The organism is Rheinheimera hassiensis, assembly GCF_022436675.1.
GTDB lineage: Bacteria > Pseudomonadota > Gammaproteobacteria > Enterobacterales > Alteromonadaceae > Alishewanella > Alishewanella hassiensis.
Genome location: NZ_JAKUJZ010000002.1, coordinates 121880 through 139931, shown reverse-complemented (window position 1 = coordinate 139931; position 18052 = coordinate 121880). Strand labels below are relative to the sequence as shown.

General features: G+C 48.3%; 20 protein-coding genes and 1 riboswitch. Of the genes, 12 read left to right on the top strand and 8 right to left on the bottom strand.

The window, feature by feature from the left end; genetic code table 11:
* Position 1 precedes the first annotated feature (1 nt).
* The 7 genes from proC (at position 2) to MJX74_RS03500 (ending at position 5849) form a co-directional block, all read left to right on the top strand.
* Positions 2-817, top strand: coding sequence for a pyrroline-5-carboxylate reductase (proC, locus tag MJX74_RS03530; protein ID WP_240220926.1), 816 nt, complete (start codon positions 2-4; stop codon positions 815-817).
* A gap of 38 nt (positions 818-855) precedes the next feature.
* Entirely contained in the window at positions 856-1395 is a 540-nt protein-coding gene (locus MJX74_RS03525; RefSeq protein ID WP_240220925.1) for a YggT family protein, read from the top strand.
* Positions 1392-1688, top strand: a complete 297-nt coding sequence (gene yggU / locus MJX74_RS03520; RefSeq protein ID WP_240220924.1) for a DUF167 family protein YggU — start codon at positions 1392-1394, stop codon at positions 1686-1688. Before MJX74_RS03525 ends, yggU begins: the two co-directional genes overlap by 4 nt.
* Before the next feature lie 41 nt (positions 1689-1729).
* Entirely contained in the window at positions 1730-2152 is a 423-nt protein-coding gene (locus MJX74_RS03515) for a DUF4426 domain-containing protein (protein WP_240220923.1), read from the top strand.
* Positions 2153-2164: 12 nt separating this feature from the next.
* Positions 2165-2761 (top strand): RdgB/HAM1 family non-canonical purine NTP pyrophosphatase, encoded by a 597-nt coding sequence (gene rdgB / locus MJX74_RS03510; protein WP_240220921.1) that lies wholly within the window; start codon positions 2165-2167, stop codon positions 2759-2761.
* Positions 2762-2763: 2 nt separating this feature from the next.
* A complete protein-coding gene (hemW, locus tag MJX74_RS03505; RefSeq protein ID WP_240220919.1) occupies positions 2764-3906 on the top strand; it encodes a radical SAM family heme chaperone HemW in 1143 nt (380 codons plus the stop codon).
* Between the two features lie 95 nt (positions 3907-4001).
* Positions 4002-5849 carry a DUF885 domain-containing protein gene (locus MJX74_RS03500; RefSeq protein WP_240220917.1) on the top strand — a complete coding sequence of 616 codons (1848 nt, stop codon included), beginning with the start codon at positions 4002-4004 and terminating at the stop codon, positions 5847-5849.
* 100 nt (positions 5850-5949) lie between these two features.
* On the opposite strand, the gene MJX74_RS03495 is transcribed toward MJX74_RS03500, so the two are convergent.
* Positions 5950-6132 carry a hypothetical protein gene (locus MJX74_RS03495; RefSeq protein WP_240220916.1) on the bottom strand — a complete coding sequence of 61 codons (183 nt, stop codon included), beginning with the start codon at positions 6130-6132 and terminating at the stop codon, positions 5950-5952.
* A 76-nt stretch (positions 6133-6208) separates the two neighbouring features.
* Between MJX74_RS03495 and MJX74_RS03490 the strand changes: the two genes are divergently transcribed.
* Positions 6209-6382: a YqaE/Pmp3 family membrane protein gene (locus MJX74_RS03490; RefSeq protein ID WP_082694679.1), complete on the top strand. Its 174-nt coding sequence runs from the start codon at positions 6209-6211 to the stop codon at positions 6380-6382.
* Positions 6383-6429: 47 nt separating this feature from the next.
* A complete protein-coding gene (locus MJX74_RS03485; protein WP_240220915.1) occupies positions 6430-6918 on the top strand; it encodes a pyridoxamine 5'-phosphate oxidase family protein in 489 nt (162 codons plus the stop codon).
* A 59-nt stretch (positions 6919-6977) separates the two neighbouring features.
* Here the strand turns inward: MJX74_RS03485 and MJX74_RS03480 are convergent, their stop codons facing one another.
* From MJX74_RS03480 to MJX74_RS03460, 5 genes are all read right to left on the bottom strand, one after another.
* On the bottom strand, positions 6978-7514 hold the full coding sequence (locus tag MJX74_RS03480; protein ID WP_240220914.1) for a DUF924 family protein: 537 nt from the start codon (positions 7512-7514) through the stop codon (positions 6978-6980).
* Positions 7515-7626: 112 nt separating this feature from the next.
* Positions 7627-8160 (bottom strand): GNAT family N-acetyltransferase, encoded by a 534-nt coding sequence (locus tag MJX74_RS03475; RefSeq protein ID WP_240220913.1) that lies wholly within the window; start codon positions 8158-8160, stop codon positions 7627-7629.
* 82 nt (positions 8161-8242) lie between these two features.
* Positions 8243-8974 carry an SDR family oxidoreductase gene (locus MJX74_RS03470; protein WP_240220912.1) on the bottom strand — a complete coding sequence of 244 codons (732 nt, stop codon included), beginning with the start codon at positions 8972-8974 and terminating at the stop codon, positions 8243-8245.
* A 118-nt stretch (positions 8975-9092) separates the two neighbouring features.
* A complete protein-coding gene (locus MJX74_RS03465) occupies positions 9093-9239 on the bottom strand; it encodes a hypothetical protein (RefSeq protein WP_240220911.1) in 147 nt (48 codons plus the stop codon).
* A 121-nt stretch (positions 9240-9360) separates the two neighbouring features.
* Positions 9361-10779 (bottom strand): aminotransferase-like domain-containing protein, encoded by a 1419-nt coding sequence (locus MJX74_RS03460; RefSeq protein ID WP_240220910.1) that lies wholly within the window; start codon positions 10777-10779, stop codon positions 9361-9363.
* A gap of 134 nt (positions 10780-10913) precedes the next feature.
* Between MJX74_RS03460 and ccoG the strand changes: the two genes are divergently transcribed.
* From ccoG to msrA, 3 genes are all read left to right on the top strand, one after another.
* Positions 10914-12290 carry a cytochrome c oxidase accessory protein CcoG gene (ccoG, locus tag MJX74_RS03455; RefSeq protein ID WP_240220909.1) on the top strand — a complete coding sequence of 459 codons (1377 nt, stop codon included), beginning with the start codon at positions 10914-10916 and terminating at the stop codon, positions 12288-12290.
* A gap of 201 nt (positions 12291-12491) precedes the next feature.
* Complete coding sequence (locus tag MJX74_RS03450; protein ID WP_240220908.1) at positions 12492-14753, top strand: GGDEF domain-containing phosphodiesterase; 2262 nt, start codon at positions 12492-12494, stop codon at positions 14751-14753.
* 134 nt (positions 14754-14887) lie between these two features.
* Positions 14888-15427, top strand: coding sequence for a peptide-methionine (S)-S-oxide reductase MsrA (gene msrA / locus MJX74_RS03445; protein WP_240220907.1), 540 nt, complete (start codon positions 14888-14890; stop codon positions 15425-15427).
* Positions 15428-15464: 37 nt separating this feature from the next.
* Here the strand turns inward: msrA and MJX74_RS03440 are convergent, their stop codons facing one another.
* Together MJX74_RS03440 and MJX74_RS03435 are read right to left on the bottom strand one after the other, a co-directional pair.
* Positions 15465-17252 (bottom strand): TonB-dependent receptor domain-containing protein, encoded by a 1788-nt coding sequence (locus MJX74_RS03440; RefSeq protein ID WP_240220906.1) that lies wholly within the window; start codon positions 17250-17252, stop codon positions 15465-15467.
* Between the two features lie 37 nt (positions 17253-17289).
* A riboswitch (cobalamin riboswitch) is annotated at positions 17290-17474 on the bottom strand.
* An 87-nt stretch (positions 17475-17561) separates the two neighbouring features.
* Positions 17562-18044 (bottom strand): YajQ family cyclic di-GMP-binding protein, encoded by a 483-nt coding sequence (locus tag MJX74_RS03435; protein WP_240220905.1) that lies wholly within the window; start codon positions 18042-18044, stop codon positions 17562-17564.
* Positions 18045-18052: the final 8 nt, after the last annotated feature.

Genomic DNA, 18052 nt, shown 5'->3' with positions numbered 1-18052 from the left:
GATGAATGACAATACTGTTGCCTTTATCGGCGCTGGCAATATGGCACGCTGCGTTATCGCCGCCATGGTGCGCGCGGGTTATCCGGCACAAAACATTATTGCCGCTAACCGCAGCCAGCCTAAACTGACCGCGCTGGCCGCCGATTTTGGCATCCAAACCACACTGGATAACGTTGAAGCTGTAACTAAAGCCGACGTTATCGTGCTGGCGGTAAAACCGCAAATGATGCAGGAGCTATGCGAAGCGTTAATCAGCGCCGCACCGGAAATAGCCGAAAAGCTGTTTGTTACCCTGGCAGCCGGTATTACCGTAGCGCGCTATCAGCAATGGCTGGGTAATGTCCGCCTGGTGCGTGCTATGCCTAATACGCCATCATTGGTAGGGTTAGGCGTTAGCGGTTTACTGCCACAGGGCTGCTCTAATTATGAAAAAGCCTTTGTTGATCATATGTTCAGTGGCACTGGCATGACTGTCTGGTTAGACAACGAAGCACAGATAGACCATGTTATTGCTGTTACCGGCAGTTCACCGGCGTACTTTTTCTTTTTTATGCAAGCGATGCAGCAAGTAGCAGAGCAACTGGGTTTTGACGCGGCGCAAGCTAAACAGATGGTAGCGCAAACCGCGCTCGGCGCAGCCACCATGGCACTGGATAGCGATCACAGTTTTGCTGATTTGCGCGCGCAGGTTACATCAAAAGGTGGCACAACCCATGAAGCGGTAACCACTTTTGCCAACCAGGGCCTTGAAAAAATGGTTTCAGATGCCATGTATGCCGCCATTAAACGGGCGCAGGAAATGGCGCAGAGTTTGTAATTTTCATCGTTGTTATAATTTAAGATGCGGAGAACCTGATGCAAGCTGTGCTATTTCTAATTGATACTGCCTTTAGTCTGTACCTGATGGTGATGATATTGCGCCTGTGGTTACAACTGGTACGTGCAGACTTTTATAACCCGTTCAGTCAGTTTGTGGTAAAAGCCACCAACCCGCTGGTATTGCCGCTGCGCCGGATTATTCCCAGCATTGGCCGGCTGGATACCGCCTCACTGGTGCTGGCATACAGCATTATGCTGGTAAAATTACTGGTGCTGCAGCTTATTCAATCGGGCCAGGTTTTGCTGGTGCCCAGTTTAGTGTTGTCAGTGGTGTTTCTGGTAAAAGAAATTCTTACCTTACTGTTCTGGATTTTAGTGATCCGCGCTCTGCTTAGCTGGTTCAGCCAGGGCCGCAGTCCGGTTGAATATGTAATGCATCAGCTTACCGAGCCATTACTGCGCCCTATCCGTAACATTCTGCCACCACTGGGCGGGCTGGATTTATCGGTACTGGTAGTGCTGGTTGGCCTGCAATTTTTAAACATCCTGTTTAGTAACTGGTTTCCGGGTTTTTGATTGCAGCAACTCAGTGCGCGGCGGATATACGGTTAAAACTGTATATTCAGCCCAAAGCCAGCCGTGATGCCTGGGTGGAGCTTTATGGCGACGAAATTAAAGTTGCCATTACTGCACCACCGGTAGATGGCAAAGCCAACGCCCATTTGCAAAAGTTTCTGGCCAAAAGTTTCGCTGTTGCCAAATCACAGGTGGTCATTGAAAAAGGTGAAACCGGACGGCATAAAACGGTACTGATTATTGCCCCGAAACAGTTACCACCGCTGGTGAAAAACCTGCTGGAAACCGCTTAAACCACTATACTTAACTGCCTGAACCAATACCGAGGTGAACCATGAACCGCATTATTATCGCCCTGTTGTTGGGCTTGGCCGTTAGCTTTAGCGCTATGGCCGAGCAAAAAAAACAACTGGGTAACTGGGACGTACATTATATTGCCTTTCCTGCCCCGCTGCTGACACCGGAAATAGCCCTGCAATACCAGCTGCAACGCAGTAAATACAATGCGGTTGTTAACATTTCGGTGCTTGATAAAAACAACCAACAGGCGCAAAAAGTTGCCCTGAGCGGCAATGCCAAAGATTTACAGGGCCGCCAGCGTAAGCTGGAGTTTACCGAAGTAGTAGAAGGTGATGCAGTATATTATCTGGCGCAGTTGCCGTTTTATCACGAGCAGCGTTTTAGCTTTACGATAACCATGGCCAGTGGCAATGAGTCGCAGTTATTAACGTTCGACCAGACCTTTTACGTAGATTAAAAAGAGCTTTCGATGACAGAAAAAATTGTGCTGGCTACCGGCAATAAAGGCAAAGTGGCAGAGCTGTCACAGATGCTGGCCCCTTACCACTACCAGATCGTGCCGCAAACGGAACTGGGCGTAACAGATGCAGACGAAACCGGTCTGACCTTTATTGAAAACGCCATTTTAAAAGCCCGCCATGCCGCGCTGGCTACCGGTTTACCGGCCATAGCTGATGACTCTGGCCTGGCGGTTGACGCCCTGGGCGGCGCACCGGGTATATATTCGGCGCGCTACGCCGGTGAAGCCGCAACCGATACCGCTAATATCACTAAGCTGCTTAATGCATTAGAAGATATCCCAGCCGCACAGCGTACAGCGCAGTTTCATTGTGTGCTGGTGTATTTACGCCACGCTGAAGACCCAAGCCCGCTGATATGCCATGGCATATGGCACGGCGAAATTACGCTGGCCCCGGCCGGTAATGCCGGCTTTGGCTATGACCCGGTGTTTTACATTGCGGCAGAAAATTGCACCAGTGCAGAGCTGCCACCGGGCCGCAAACAACAGCTTAGCCATCGGGGTAAAGCGTTAGCACAACTGCTTAGCCAGTTGCAGGCACGTTAACCGTGGCGCTGCAGTTACCGCCGCTGGCGCTGTATATTCATATCCCCTGGTGTATTCAAAAATGCCCCTACTGCGACTTTAACTCGCACGCGGTAAAGCAAGGTATTCCCGAGCAGGAATATATCGCCCACCTGCTGGCCGATCTCGAGCAAGATTTACCCTTAGTAACCGGGCGTAATTTAAGCAGTATTTTTATCGGCGGTGGTACGCCCAGCGTATTTTCTGCCGCCGGCATTGGCCAGATTTTAACCGGCGTAAAGCAGCGGTTAAACTGCGACGCCGATATGGAAGTAACCATGGAAGCCAACCCCGGCACGGTAGAAGCCGAACGCTTTGCCGGCTATGTGCAGGCAGGCGTAACGCGATTTTCTATTGGTGTGCAAAGCTTTCAAACGGCACAATTACAAGCGCTGGGCCGTATTCATGATAGCGGCGAAGCCATACGGGCTGCCAAATTGGCGCAAAACCTGCCCCTTGGCAGTTTTAACCTCGATTTAATGCACGGCCTGCCGCAGCAGGATGTTAACGACGCGCTGGCCGACTTACAACAAGCCATAGATTTAGCCCCGCCGCATTTGTCCTGGTATCAGCTGACGATTGAACCTAATACAGTCTTTGCCTCACGCCCGCCAGTACTGCCACCAGATGATACACTGTGGGATATTCAGCTACAGGGGCTGGCACTGTTACAGCAGCATGGTTACCAGCAGTACGAAATTTCTGCCTATAGCAAACCCGGCCATCAGTGCAAACATAACCTGAACTACTGGCGCTACGGAGATTACTTAGGCATAGGCTGCGGCGCGCACGGCAAAATTACCCTGCCGTCACGTAATGCTATTTTGCGTACCGTAAAAATTAAGCACCCCAAAGGCTATATGGATATCAGCCGTGGCTATATGGATAGCCGTGAGCAGGTTGAGGCCGAAGACCGGCCATTTGAGTTTTTTATGAATCGCTTTCGCTTGCTGGAACCCTGCCCGATAGCCGATTTTACCGCTTACACCGGCTTGCCGCTTAGCACGGTTACCAGCGCTATTAGCGATGCGGAGCAAAAAGGCCTGCTTAGCGTTAGCGCCACGCACTGGCAGGTTACCGATAAAGGCGCGCGGTACCTGAACGATTTACTCACGTTGTTTATCTAGGGCTGATTAACCTATCGTTGCGATACGCTGTCTTTTCATCTGTAACCAGTTGCGTAGAATAAAACTATTACTCTAACAATAAGACAGGAACCTATATGAAAACCGCCTTTACCCGCAAAGCTTTGCTGCCACTTGCCATAACTGCCGCTTTACTGGCAGGCTGTGGCCCACAGCAAAACCAGAGCCTGCAGCAAAGCAGCACACCGGCAACAGTGGTAACCCAGTCTGAGTCAGATAAGGCTAATGCCTTGTTTGAACAAATATTTATGGACGAAGTGCGCCGTGACCCGATCCGGCAAACCCGGCTGGGCATTAAAGATGACTACGATAAATGGCAGGATTTATCCGACGCCCACTTCGACGCAGATATAGCCCTTACCCAGCAGCATTTAACCATGTTAAAGGCCGTTGATGTCAGCAAACTGGACGACAATACCCGTATCAGCTACCTGCTGATGCAACAAAACCTGCAACAAACCCTGGATGAAGCCAAATGGCGGCTTTACAGCTACCCGGTTAACCAGATGTTTGGTATCCACTCGCAGGTGCCGTCAGTGTTAATCAACCAGCACAGCATTAGCAGCGAAAGCGACGCCAAAGCCTATATCGCCCGGTTAAATGCCGTACCTGCGCTGTTTAATCAGCTGCAGGAGCAACTGCAAAAACGCGCAGAGCTTGGTATTATTCCGCCTAAATTTGTGTTCCCGTTAGTGCTCTCGGCCAGTGAAAATGTGATTAAAGGCGCCCCGTTTGATACCGGTGCCGACAGCACCTTACTGGCCGATTTCAGTAAAAAAGTCAGCCAGCTTGATGCTGATGAGCACAGTAAAAAATTGTTGCTGGATGAAGCCAAAGTAGCGTTGTTAACCAGTGTTAAGCCGGCCTATACCAGCTTAATCCGCTATTTAAATACGCTGGAGCAACAAGCTGATACCGTTGACGGTGTATGGCGTTTTAAAGATGGCGCAGCATTTTACAATGATGAGCTAAAGCGCATTACCACTACCAATTTAACAGCCGATGAAATACACCAGATTGGCCTGGATGAAGTAGCCCGTATCCATGCAGAAATGCAGGCTATTATGCAAAAAACCAGCTTTGACGGTGACTTAAAAGCTTTTTTCCAGTTTATGCAAACCAATCCGCAGTTTTACTACCCGAATACCGAAGCAGGCAAAGCCGCCTACCTGGCTGAAGCCACTGCGGTTATTGATAATATGCGCACCCGGCTGGACGAGCTGTTTTTAGTAAAACCCAAAGCCGACATGATTGTAAAAGCAGTAGAAGCGTTTCGTGAGCAAAGTGCCGGTAAAGCGTTTTACCAACGCCCGTCGATGGACGGCAGCCGCCCCGGCATTTACTACGCCAACCTGTACCGCATGAGCGATATGCCCAAGTACGAGCTGGAAGCACTGGCTTACCATGAAGGTATCCCGGGCCACCATATGCAACTGGCTATAGCGCAAGAACTGGAAGAAATGCCTAAGTTCCGCCGTTTTGGCAGCTACACCGCTTACATTGAAGGCTGGGGTTTATATACCGAGTTATTACCAAAAGAAATCGGCCTGTATCAGGACCCATACTCAGATTTTGGCCGCTTAGCCATGGAGCTTTGGCGCGCCTGCCGTTTGGTGGTAGATACCGGTATTCACGCCAAAAAGTGGAGCCGCGATCAGGCGATACAATACCTGCTGGATAACACACCTAATACGCAAACCGCGGTAGAAAAAGCCATAGAGCGTTACATCGTCATGCCCGCCCAGGCCACCGCCTACAAAATTGGTATGATCAAAATTGTCGAACTACGCGAAAAAGCTAAAACTGAGCTGGGCGATAAGTTTGATATCCGCCAGTTCCACGATGTGGTGCTGAAAAACGGCGCAGTACCGCTGGATGTATTAGAGCAACTGGTAGATGAATATATTGCTGCCAGCAAAGCCTGATAGCATCTGGCTGCCTCACAATAACAAGCCGGTCAGTTGACCGGCTTGTTATTTTTATAGCACTGAACTACCCCTTTTAAATACCGGTAAAGTTTGCACACTAAGCTATAAAATATACTCTTTCCCACCCCGCCATAGAGTAACCACGCCGGGTAATACCCGTTAGACGTAATGAGCGCTTCCCGGCAGTAACAATGGCAAAAGCCCAGCCGCGAAAGGCCCTACAGAGCAATACTGTCGCTACCTGAATACCTTCACCAAGGCTTTCTACGATAAACGGCATAGATAGTGCTTGGTTTAAATAGAGCAATGAGAGTCGGGCAAGCAGCCCATCTGACTCACAACCTAAGGAGCCTGTTATGGCAGTTACCGCAACCGATCCTATTAAAATCCTTTTCGCAATAATCCTGCCACCGCTGGGGGTTTTTCTTGAAGTAGGCCTTAAAGGTCATTTCTGGCTTAGCATTTTGCTGACGCTGTTTGGCTTTATACCCGGCATTATCCATGCGCTGTATGTAATTTTGAAACACTAGAGCCGGTTGAAAAACAACTTTATTCCGATAAACAAACAGGAGGAATTATGTCCAGCCCGGAGCATAAGCAAAAAATCTGGCAACTTATCAAACAGATAAAAACAGCCATGCTGACAACCCGCCACGATGATGAGCTAAGATCCCGCCCTATGGTGTTAGTGCAGGATGAATACGACGGCACACTGTGGTTTTATACTGATTTGTCCACGGAAAAAGTGCTGGAAATAGAACATGATCACGATGTTTGTTTAACTTTCGCCGATGCTGACAACCAGGTGTATGTATCGTTGACCGGCGTTGGTCGCGCTACTCGAGATAAAACGCTGATCAATAAGTACTGGAATCCGTTTGTTGCAGCCTGGTTTCCTGACGGTAAAGACTCGCCCAATGTCGGTATGCTGGAAATTAAAGTGCAAAAAGGCGAACATTGGGATAGCGACAGCAGCGCAATGGTAAAAATGTTTAAAACAGTGCAGGCGAAGGTTAAAGGTAAGCAGCCAAACCTTGGCGAGCACGAGAAATTCGGCACAAAGTAGTAGCCTGTTTAGCAGCAGCTAAATAGCCGAAAGCATATTTTAAGCCGCCGCTGGCCGGGCTAAAACCCCGAGCCAGGCTGTTTAAGAAACTTAATTTCATCAGCTGTCGATGTACGGCCTAAAATGGCGTTACGATGCGGATAACGGCCAAAACGGTCAATTATTACTTTGTGTTTAAGCTCAAATTGATAATTCTCCGCCGGGGCAAATTGCTTAAACAGCGCTTCTGCTTGCTGGTGAATAACCCGCGATTCGCTGTGCATATAGGGCATTAGTAAAAAATTACGCTCATCGGCATTAAGCTGCGCCAGCGCACCGACCGCCACAGCTTCCTGCGCCAACACCAGCGCCATGGCATCCTGTGCAAAGGCTTTTGCAGTATTGCGGTAAATATTGCGTGAAAACTGATCCAGCACGATAATTTCTGCCAACCGCCCTGCAGCACTCTCGCGCCAGCCAAATAACTCACCCGCCGCAGCTTGCTGCAATAGCGCCAAAAAGCGCTGTTTAATCTGCGCATCAAAGTCAGATTCAGACACCCACCATTGCTTAGGCTCTAATTCTTTAAACCAAAAATTTAGTACGTCTTTAAACATCATGGCCTCTGTGTTATTTATCTGACAGATAAAATGCCAAACCATGCAGAGCAAAGCTTTGCTGATGGCAACCTGCAAATCCAATACTCAGCTCGCACGGGTAGAACCGTAGCTATAGCACTTTGTTATCAGATTGCCACTGTGCTTTCTCAAGCTCGTAATATTGTAACTCTCGCCCACCAACAACAACGTTCTTTAAATATTTAAAACCACTCTTCTTTATAACCTTACCTGATGCAAGGTTCTCTGTAAGATGTTTTGCACAGATGAGAGACAAACCAAACTCACTGAAGCCGAACTCGATTATCCGCTGGGAAGCCTCAGAGCAATAACCTTTCCCCCAATATGGCAAGCCTATCCAGTAACCTAAATTACCAGATAGCTCACAAATTTCAGTAATGCTAATTGCTCCTATCAGTTCGCATGTTTCTCGAGTCAAGATCGCGAACACTATCGCAACCCTGTTTCGGTACCAAGATTGATGTTTCCCGATCCATTCTTCTGCCATACCGTCCAAATAAGGATGGGGCACATTATCTGTCATTTCTGCGATTACTTTTTCACCCGCCAGCGCCTGAACCTTAGAAGCATCTTCAGGTTGAAACGGCCGAAGAATAAGCTTCTCTGAATATACAGTAGGTATCATGTGTTTTCTCAAGGTGTATTAATCTCGCATGCCTGATCTCGAACCAGTGGCAACCTCAAACTGTAAGCTAAAAAATATTAAGTTACTTCCCACCGGCTAAATCGATAAAAGAGCCGGTAACATAAGATGCTTCGTCTGATAATAACCAGGCTATCGCATTGGCTACTTCATCAGCTGTGCCGCCACGCTGCAGTGGGATCTGCGGCGATAAACGATCAACTCTGTTTGGTTCACCACCATCTGCGTGCATCTCTGTATAAATAAAACCCGGTCTTACGGCATTCACCCGAATACCTTGTGCTGCAACTTCCAGCGACAGGCCTTTTGTCAAAGAGTCCATCGCACCTTTAGATGCTGCATAATCGATGTATTCAAATGGTGCACCGGTTCGGGCAGCAGCTGAGGACACATTGACGATAGCACCCTGTGATTTGGTGCGTTTTATAAACTCACGCGAGCAAAGAAAACAGCTCGTCACATTAGATATCAGAACTTTGTTGAATCGCTCTACATCAATGCCAGCAAAACCAGATTGTGGTAGTAGAATTCCCGCATTGTTAACTAAATGAGTAACAGCACCGAACCTTGCTACAGTGGCATCAAACAAAGCGATGACGTCACTTTCATTGGATACATCAGCCTGAAATGAAAATGCTTTACCACCCGATGCTGTAATTGCGCTGACCGTTGCCTTCGCACTTTCAGCATTTGCACGATAATTGACACAAACCTGGTACCCGCTTGAGGCTAGTAATTTAGCTGTTGCAGCCCCAATCCCCCGTCCGCCACCCGTTACAATTACAACTTTACTCATGAAAAATTCCTTACAGCTTAAAACAGCCAAATTTAGTCTCTGGCGGCTTGCAGGCGATAGCTCAGAATACTCTCAGACAAGCCGCAAACAAAATATAACTGTTTAGCAGCAAAAATACTTATTCGGTCGGAATAGCGGCAGGGTCCATCCAGAACGGTTCCCAAATATGACCATCCGGATCGGTTAAAGCGCGGCTGTACATAAAGCCTAAATCCTGAAAGGGATTAATATCTGCTGTACCACCTTGCTTTGCAGCATTATTCATAGCATCAACTGCTTCGCGACTGTCGCACGACAACGCCAGTATTACCTCGCTTGAGGTCGCCAGATACCGCAATACAGCAGTATCTGTTAATTCAATAGCGCATAATCAGGCTGCCCGGCTGCTAAATTTGTTCCGCTGGCATTTGAAGCAGCATACGGCCAAGTTCGGCAAGAGCATTCTTTCTGCTGCCGACAATAGGATGGGCAAAGCTTAACCGCAGGTAATGGCTAAAATTATTGCTATTAGAAAACATCACGCCGGGCGTCAGTATTATGCCGCGCTTAAGGCATTGTAAATACAGCTGCTGGCAATTGATGCCCTTATCAAGTTGTAGCCACAGCGCCAACCCGCCTTGTGGTGTGGTGTATTGAATATCACTGGCCCAGTCGTGCTGTAAACAGTTAATTAACTGATCACGCTGGTGTTTCAGCTGCTGGCGGTATTGGTTAAGGTGCCTTTTATAGTGGCCTTCAGCCATAAAGCTGGCAATACCCTGCTGCATAGTCTGGCTGCTGGCTAACTGGCTTACCAACTTTAAACGTGCCACAGCCTTTGACCAACGGCCGGCCGCAATCCAGCCGATACGCAAATCACGCGACAAGGATTTAGAAAACGAGCTGCACAGCATTACTCTGTCTTGCGTATCAAGCGATTTAAGTGGTTTAGGTCTCTGGTGAAACCCCAGGTCGCCATAGATATCATCTTCAATTACGGCAAAATTATGTTTATTGGCCAGGCTCACCAATTTGGTCTGCTGCGTGGCCGACATACAAGCACCGGTGGGTGTGGCAAAAGCCGGGGTTACCACACAGGCGCTGATCTGCCAGTTTTCCAATGCCTGCTCCAGGCTGTCAACGTCAAGGCCAGATCCCGGCGAGGTAGGGATTTCCAGGGCTTTAAGCTCAAGCTCTTGCAGCAATTGCAGCACGCCGTAAAAAGCCGGGCATTCTACCGCCACGGTATCTCCAGGCTTGCAACTGGCTTTTAGCGCCAAAAATAACGCATGCTGGCAACCGGCAGTGATGCAAAGGCTTTGGGCATCTAACACCAGGCCTGTGCTGCGGTAATGCTCTGTTATCTGCAGCCGCAGCTCATATAAACCGAGTGGTTCGTCGTAATACATTGCTTTACTAAAAGGTTGCTGACGCAGCGCCCGGCCAATGTGGCGCATTAAGCTGTTCAGGTGAGTAAACTCAACCTGAGGGCCGCTGGGCAATATGTCAAAGGCGCCACTGCGGTTCATAACGTCAAAAAACATATCTGGCACCGTAACAACATTTGGTACGGGAATATGCTGGCTGAATTGCGGAGTTTGCACTGGTGCAAGCGTAAACTTAACAAAATAACCGGCCCGGCTTTTGGCTTCTATCACGCCCTGAGCTTCAAGCAAATGCAACGCGTGCTGCACCGTAGCCAATGAACGCTGATAGTGCCGGCATAGCCAGCGAACCGACGGCAGCTTTTCCCCTGCCTGCCACTGGCGGGCATTAATTTGCTGTAACAGCTCATTAGCCAGTTGCTGATACTTAAAACGGCTCATTACTCTGCTCCCTTACAATGCTGTATCTATTTTATTTTATTTTTTTGTATCTGCACCTTTTTTCTTCTGCTGCTTAAAATGCGCCCGCAACTGGCTGCACCGGCCGCTGCTGTTAATTCCCGCAGGTACTTGTTATGGCGTATTCTTTACCTCCCGAAGATCAGATTATTTTTTCCACCAAAGATAGCAGTGGAAAAATTTATATCCGTGAGCAAACTGGCTTTTATCAGCGCATGCGCCGCGCATTAAGCTGGCTGCTGATGGCACTGTTTATTGGTATTCCTTTTATTCAATATAACGGTGAGCAGGCATTTCGAATTAACGCCACTCAGCAAACCATTGAGTTATTTTCTATTATTTTATTTCCGCAAGATTTACTGATCGCGGCGTTGTTATTTACGCTGGCGGCCTTTGCTTTGTTTTACGTAACGCGCCTGTATGGCCGGGTGTGGTGCGGCTATATCTGCCCACAAACGGTCTGGACACTGATGTTTGTCTGGGTAGAGCGGCGTATTGAGGGTAACCATAACCAAAGCCGGGTGTTAGATAATGCTCAATTTAGCCTTAATAAACTGGCTAAAAAGCTGGCGAAACACCTGAGCTGGCTATTGATAGCCACACTAACCGCCTTAGTATTTATGTCATATTTTGTACCCGTGTCTGAATTATATTTAGCGTTCTTTTCGTTACAGGCCTCTTGGCAGGTATATACCTGGGTAGGCTTCTTCGCCATGTGCACTTACTTTAATGCCGGGCTGATCCGGGAAAAAATGTGCTTACACATGTGCCCTTACTCGCGCTTTCAATCAGCAATGTTTAGTACCAGCACCAAACTGGTCACTTACGATGCCACGCGCGGTGAAGCGCGGGGGCCACGGAAACGCCACGGTGATAAACCAGCAAACTTAGGCGACTGTGTAGACTGTAACCTTTGTGTACAGGTATGCCCGGTAGGTATTGATATTCGTGACGGCATGCAATACGAGTGTATTAATTGCGGCTTGTGTATTGATGCCTGCGATCAGACCATGAGCCAGTTTGGTTATGCCAAAGGCCTGATAAGCTATGCAGCAGAACAAAACAGCCGGTCAAACCTGAGCGGGCATCTGATTTACGCTGCGACCATTTTAGTGACCGTAATTGCCATTTTCGGCTGGGGCCTGGCCAGAACCAGTACCGAGCTAACTGTGTACCGTGAGCGCAACGCGCTATACCGGGTAACCGCTGATGGCGTTATTGAAAATACCTTTACGTTAAACGTGATCAATAAAACCAAAACTGCACGCCAATACCAGCTGCAGATTGAAGGCATGGCCCATAGCCAGCTAAACAGCAACGCCACGCTTAGCCTGCAACCGGGCGAGCAGCGCCAGTTTGTGGTGTCGGTAAATACGGCGGAAAAACCCGCAGCATTGTTTACACCGTTTAAGTTTATTCTGTTGGATAAACAAAACGCAGAGCGCATCGCCGGGGTGTCGCAATTTTACAGTGGCAATACCGCTGCCAGGTAGCGCTGGCAGTCATAATTGCTGCTTACATTTGCCTAATTAACATACATTTTTATACACTGTTTAAAACAGTTTTCACTTTGCTATTGTCCCGATACAGGTATTTGTTTACGCTAGGCTGTCATTTAACAGGAAGTTAATCGCCATCGCGTATTTTCCGCTGTGAAAACAGACGGATCCCAAGCCTAATTTAGTGGATAATTCATGTTAAGCCGTATAAAGCAGCTGCTGTTATTAACTGAAACACACCTTAATTCGCCGTCCGCAACCGTATTACAACAAAGTGCTCTGCGCATTATTTTGACTTCAGGCTTATTGCTGGTATTAACTATAGTGCTGCACAGCTCCTGGCAGGCTTATCAGGCTGGCGCCTGGTACACCATTGCCATAATAAGCGGTTTTTACGCTATCTTATTGCTGGCGCTGTATTTTTCCTCCCATCATTTAGCTATTAGCCGGGTTATTTTACTGTTTACCGTGTTTGGTGCCGGGCTCTGTATGTTGTTTTTTATTGATAACTTTGAGTTGTCAAAGCTGGGGGTTATTTTTGTTTATACTGCCCCGCTTATTGCGCTGCTATTTTTTAACCGCACAGTAACGCTGTTGGTAATGGCAATAAATGTGCTGCCATTTTTATTCATTCTGTACAGTGATACACCGGTAAATTTATTTAACTTTTCTATTACCCTACCGGCTACCCACACTTATCTGCACAGCTTGCTGTTTTTATTTTTTAATCTGTGTATTCCGCTTACCATTATGCGCATGCTTAGCACCTTAAACCGTAATGCCGCAGTGCTAAAAGCACAAAACGCCAACATTCTGCAAAGCCATCAGCTGTATCAGGACATTTTTAATCACCACAGTAAAGCCACGCTACTGGTTACTGCTGGCGGGCATATTCTTAAAGCCAACGCCAAAGCACAGCAAACACTGGCCCTGACAAACGCCGAACACAGACATTTAACAGAGGTCATAAGCACCACACTGCAGGACAAAACAGAATTCTGGCTGGGGCATGACACTGAGTGCCAGTTGCTGGCGGACAACAGCAAGCATTTGTTACTGAACCATCTTTGCAGCACGCAACAGCAGCATCATTTACTGCAACTCGATGATATTACGCCATTAAAGCTGATGCATAAAAAACTGGCGGCCAGCGAGCAGCAGCACGAACTGTGGTACAACTACGACGCTCTGACGTCATTACCTAACGCCGGTTTTTTGCTACGCCTGATACATAGACAGCGTGAAAGCACTGTAGCGGGCCTGATGCTGATTATCAGGTTATGCCATGTTAAAGCCTTTAATCACCAGAATAGCTATCAGGCTGGCGACGAGCTGTTAACTACTTTTGCCCAACAACTACAAAATGCCCTGCCAGAGCAGGTGATGTTTGGTCGCTTAAGAGGGGTAAAATTTGTGCTGTGGACAGATTTACTTCACAGCAGCAGCTCGGTTAGTGAGCAGGTAACCCAGCTGCGTAATTTGTTACCTGCTGAACTAAAACTGTCGGCCGGCAGCATAAAACCCATGTATGAAATTGGCGTAAGCATCGCCACCTCAAACAACCTTAGCGCTGAAGAAATGCTGGAGCAATGCGAATCGGCGCTGGAACTGGCCGACGCCTATAACTGCCCTGTCGCCTATTATCAGGCCGATTCTTTACAACAGCGCAACCTCGATTTGCAGCTGCTGGCAGATTTAAAACAAGCCTTGCACAAAGATGAACTTACGCTTTGGCTGCAGCCAAAAGTAACGCCGGATGGCACTATTCAAAGCTTTGAAGCCCTATTACGTTGGCCCCGTGCTGATGGCAGTTTTGTCTCGCCAGAAACCATTATAAGGCTGGCCGAGCAGTACGGCCTGATTGGCGAGGTATCGTCAAAGGTGCTGAACCAGGCTATTACTATACTAGGGCAGTTCAGAGCAATTGCACTTAACTACCCGGTAGCGATTAATCTGGCAGGCTCTGATTTACTGGTAAACAAGTTTTATAATGCTTTAATTGACATTGCTACCCACCAACCCACTCTTCTTAGCCAGCTCACGCTGGAGCTGACAGAAAACAGTATTATCAGCCATAAACAGCCATTGTTTGACAAAATACACGCACTGAAAAAACTCGGCTTCAGTATCGCCCTGGACGATTTTGGCACTGGCCAGGCGTCGCTTAGTATGCTCAGTAAACTGCCGGTAGATAAAATAAAACTCGACCGAAGTTTCCTTAAAGAAATACCGCATAACCCGGTACAGGTCAGACTGGTGCAATCGGTGATCCAACTGGCGGCTGCACTGCAGCTAAAACTGGTTATAGAGGGCGTTGAAACCGATATCCAGCGCCGGTTTTTAATTAAACTGGGCTGCAAACAGATGCAAGGCTACTTTTTTGCCAAACCGGCACCCGTAGCATACTGGTTAAAACAGCTCAAGACAGCCAGGGTCAACCGCGCGGTAACTCTCTGAAATGAAACACTGTAGCTAACCGTTCTGATCGCTACACAAGGCTATAGCGTATTGCCGGTATAAACTGGTGTAGACGCCAATGTTAGGATACATTCAGTATTGGGCTACAAGTACCGGGCCACAGGAGAGATGATATGGCGATACAAACGGCGACTTTTGGTGCAGGCTGTTTTTGGTGCTTAGAGGCCGCAATGAACCAGCTTGGCGGCGTTATTCAGGCCTTAAGTGGTTATATGGGCGGGGAAAGCAGCTTCCCTACCTACGAGCAAATATGCCGGGGCGATACCGGTCATGCTGAAGTGGTACAGGTACAGTTTGAAAGCAGCATCATCAGCTTTGAGCAGTTATGTCTGATTTTTTTCAGTTTGCATGATCCTACCCAGTTAAACCGCCAGGGTAATGATGTTGGCACCCAGTACCGCTCTGTGGTGTTTTATCATAATGATGAGCAGTTGCAATTGGTGCGCGGCGTAATGGCTGAGCTTGAGCGTACCCAGGTATTTACCCAGCGCATTGTGACAGAGGTTAGCCCGGCAGGCCCATTTTACGTGGCTGAGGAGTACCATCAGGGCTATTTTTTGCAACACCCCGGGCAAGGCTATTGCCAGTTTATCGTCGCACCGAAAATGGCCAAGTTCAGACAAAACTACATTAAATTACTTAAATCAAATTAAAAAAGCGTGCTAAAGCACGCTTTTGTCACCGCTGCATTTACTGCGGTGTATAGCTAACACTAAGGCCAAAGTTAGTGCCTGCTGTGGTATAGCCATCATTGGTGTAATAATCTTTATCAAACAGGTTATCGACTTTGGCACGTAAGGTTAAAGCCGGTGATACGCTATAACTGGTGCCTACGCCCCATAAGGTAAAGCCACCCAGGTATTGGTTAACGGCATACTGGCCCTGATAAGTATTACTCTGATAATCAGCGGTTACAAAAGCAGAAAGTTTATTCCAGCTATGTTCAGCCCGCCAGTTGATGGTATGTTCCGGCCGTCTGGCCAAGCGCAATCCAGTCAGGGTATTTTTAGTATCAGTCCAGCTGTAAGCAAAGTTTTGCTGAATACCGGCAACATCTGCCTGAATGGCCAGCTCGATACCGGAAATTTTTGCCTGTTCAATATTCTGCGGCATATAGTTCGCATCAAGCTGGATCAGGTTATCAACATCATTCTCAAACCAGGCCAGCTGCACACTGCCATTTTCCGCACGGTAACTGATGGCAACTTCATCGGATAAGGTACGCTCTGGTGCTAAATCCGGGTTGGAGCTCCCCTCGCCCGGATAATATAAATCATTAAAGGTTGGCGCTTTAAAAGCTGCTCCTCGGCTAATCCTTAGTTGCCAGGCATCCGTAAACCAGTAACCCGCCGCCAGCTGCCAGGTGTTGTTACCACCATACTGCGTGGTTAAATCACGCCGTACCGAGCCATCTAACTGCACACTGTCCTGTTTAAAATTCAACCCCGTAAATAGCGCACGGTTTATGCGGCTGTCTTCCACGTAGTTGACGCCAGAACGGCCAACGCTTTCCGAATACCAGTTCACCCCACCCAACCAATTCAGGTTGTCAGTGATAGCGGTGCTGGTTTGATAGTTAAACTCATCACGCTCAGTCACAAATGGGCTGCTGGAGTCAGGGCCGTAGACGGTGTCATCATCCAGTATCCGGCTTAATTGTGCCTGATGTTGCCACTGCCCTACTTGATGCTCCCAGCCAAGCAGATAAGTACGGCTGAGGGTATCGGCCTGATCTTCGGTTCCATAACCGGTGTCGAACTGATAAAAGCCAGAATTAATATCAAACTGAGCCCGCAGCAAACCAAAGCTGGTCTGATAATCGGCTGCCAGTTTGGCAAAACGTTGATCGTAACCGTCAAGATCCGGATCAAGATTTTCGCGTACATTAAAGCCATCCGCCTGGCTATAGCCCACTGTGGCTCTTATAGCAAGATCACCAACTTGCTGGCTAACACTCACATCGGCACCCAGCTGGCCATAGCTACCTATATTGGCATTAAGCTCTGTACCCTGAGCCTTGCGCGTAGTAATAGCAATAACACCTGACAGAGCATCAGCACCATACCAGGCTGCGCGCGGGCCGCGTACAACTTCAATTCGCTCGATCAGCTCCAGCGGCAACATTGACAATGTTTTATAACCTAACGTAGCCGAGCCACTGCGCACGCCGTCGATAATCACCAAAGTGTGGCCGGTATTACCGCCGCGGATATACACACTACTGTTTTGGCCACGGCCGCCATCGCGGGATAAATTAATACCCGGTAGCTGCGCCAGTAAGGCTGGTAGATCATTGGCCTGGCGCGCAACAATATCGTCACGCTCCAGCACCGTTACGCTGGCCAGCACGTCTTGCTGTGGCGTTGCAGTGCGGTTGGCATAAATACTGATATGTTCAAGATTAGTGTGTTCAGTAGTGTCAGCTGCAGCAGAGCAGCAGGATGCAACCAGTACGGCAGCAAAAGCAGGTTTAAACATATAGGCTCCGAAAATGTGCCCACCGCACATTTAATAATGTTGAAGGTTTTTTCCGGCCGGTCTCCGGGCTGACAACCTGCTTGCGCCTGCGCTCGCCTTCCCATCTTTGGACAGTGGCATTGAACACAGCTCAGTTGTTTACCGTTGCGGGGGCAGCTCTGGATTACACCAGATTCCCGTTTACCTGCAGTTGACTGCAGCACCAGAAAAAGCGGCTCCCTGTCGGAGCCGCGTGCAGTGTAGCGTGAGAAATTTAAAAGTCAACAGCAATCCAGACGGCTAAAGATAATCAGCTTAGCGGTTTGCAGACTAGTCTCTGAAATTAGTAAACTGAAACGCCTGCTCCAGCTCGCTGGCGCGCACTAAAGCCATAGCCTCTTGTAAATCATCACGTTTTTTACCCATCACCCGCACCTGATCACCCTGAATAGCAGCCTGCACTTTGAGCTTATTGTCTTTAATCAGCTTGACCAGTTTTTTTGCCATGTCCTGTTCAATGCCCTGCAGCAAGCTCAGGCTTTGGCTGTAGGTTTTGCCAGAGTGCACCACATCTCCCTCTTTAAACGAGCGTACGTCGAGGCTGCGCTTTACCGCCTTGGCGAGAAAAATTTCCAGCATTTGCTGCAACTGAAACTCGGCTTCAGCCTTCATGGTAATCACTTTATCTTTCAGTGAAAACTCGGCCTGTACACCACGGAAGTCAAACCGGGTATCCAGTTCGCGGTTAGCGTTTTCCACGGCGTTCAGCACTTCTTGCTGATCTACTTCTGAAACGATATCAAATGAGGGCATGCAGCATC

Coding starts and splice junctions, on each gene's coding strand:
- MJX74_RS03500 (WP_240220917.1), top strand. CDS start 4,002: ATGAAAACCGCCTTTACCCGCAAAGCTTTGCTGCCACTTGCCATAACT.
- MJX74_RS03470 (WP_240220912.1), bottom strand. CDS start 8,974: ATGAGTAAAGTTGTAATTGTAACGGGTGGCGGACGGGGGATTGGGGCT.
- MJX74_RS03495 (WP_240220916.1), bottom strand. CDS start 6,132: ATGCCGTTTATCGTAGAAAGCCTTGGTGAAGGTATTCAGGTAGCGACA.
- MJX74_RS03475 (WP_240220913.1), bottom strand. CDS start 8,160: ATGATACCTACTGTATATTCAGAGAAGCTTATTCTTCGGCCGTTTCAA.
- MJX74_RS03435 (WP_240220905.1), bottom strand. CDS start 18,044: ATGCCCTCATTTGATATCGTTTCAGAAGTAGATCAGCAAGAAGTGCTG.
- MJX74_RS03515 (WP_240220923.1), top strand. CDS start 1,730: ATGAACCGCATTATTATCGCCCTGTTGTTGGGCTTGGCCGTTAGCTTT.
- MJX74_RS03490 (WP_082694679.1), top strand. CDS start 6,209: ATGGCAGTTACCGCAACCGATCCTATTAAAATCCTTTTCGCAATAATC.
- proC (WP_240220926.1), top strand. CDS start 2: ATGAATGACAATACTGTTGCCTTTATCGGCGCTGGCAATATGGCACGC.
- ccoG (WP_240220909.1), top strand. CDS start 10,914: ATGGCGTATTCTTTACCTCCCGAAGATCAGATTATTTTTTCCACCAAA.
- MJX74_RS03440 (WP_240220906.1), bottom strand. CDS start 17,252: ATGTTTAAACCTGCTTTTGCTGCCGTACTGGTTGCATCCTGCTGCTCT.
- msrA (WP_240220907.1), top strand. CDS start 14,888: ATGGCGATACAAACGGCGACTTTTGGTGCAGGCTGTTTTTGGTGCTTA.
- MJX74_RS03485 (WP_240220915.1), top strand. CDS start 6,430: ATGTCCAGCCCGGAGCATAAGCAAAAAATCTGGCAACTTATCAAACAG.
- MJX74_RS03480 (WP_240220914.1), bottom strand. CDS start 7,514: ATGTTTAAAGACGTACTAAATTTTTGGTTTAAAGAATTAGAGCCTAAG.
- MJX74_RS03525 (WP_240220925.1), top strand. CDS start 856: ATGCAAGCTGTGCTATTTCTAATTGATACTGCCTTTAGTCTGTACCTG.
- MJX74_RS03465 (WP_240220911.1), bottom strand. CDS start 9,239: ATGAATAATGCTGCAAAGCAAGGTGGTACAGCAGATATTAATCCCTTT.
- MJX74_RS03450 (WP_240220908.1), top strand. CDS start 12,492: ATGTTAAGCCGTATAAAGCAGCTGCTGTTATTAACTGAAACACACCTT.
- rdgB (WP_240220921.1), top strand. CDS start 2,165: ATGACAGAAAAAATTGTGCTGGCTACCGGCAATAAAGGCAAAGTGGCA.
- MJX74_RS03460 (WP_240220910.1), bottom strand. CDS start 10,779: ATGAGCCGTTTTAAGTATCAGCAACTGGCTAATGAGCTGTTACAGCAA.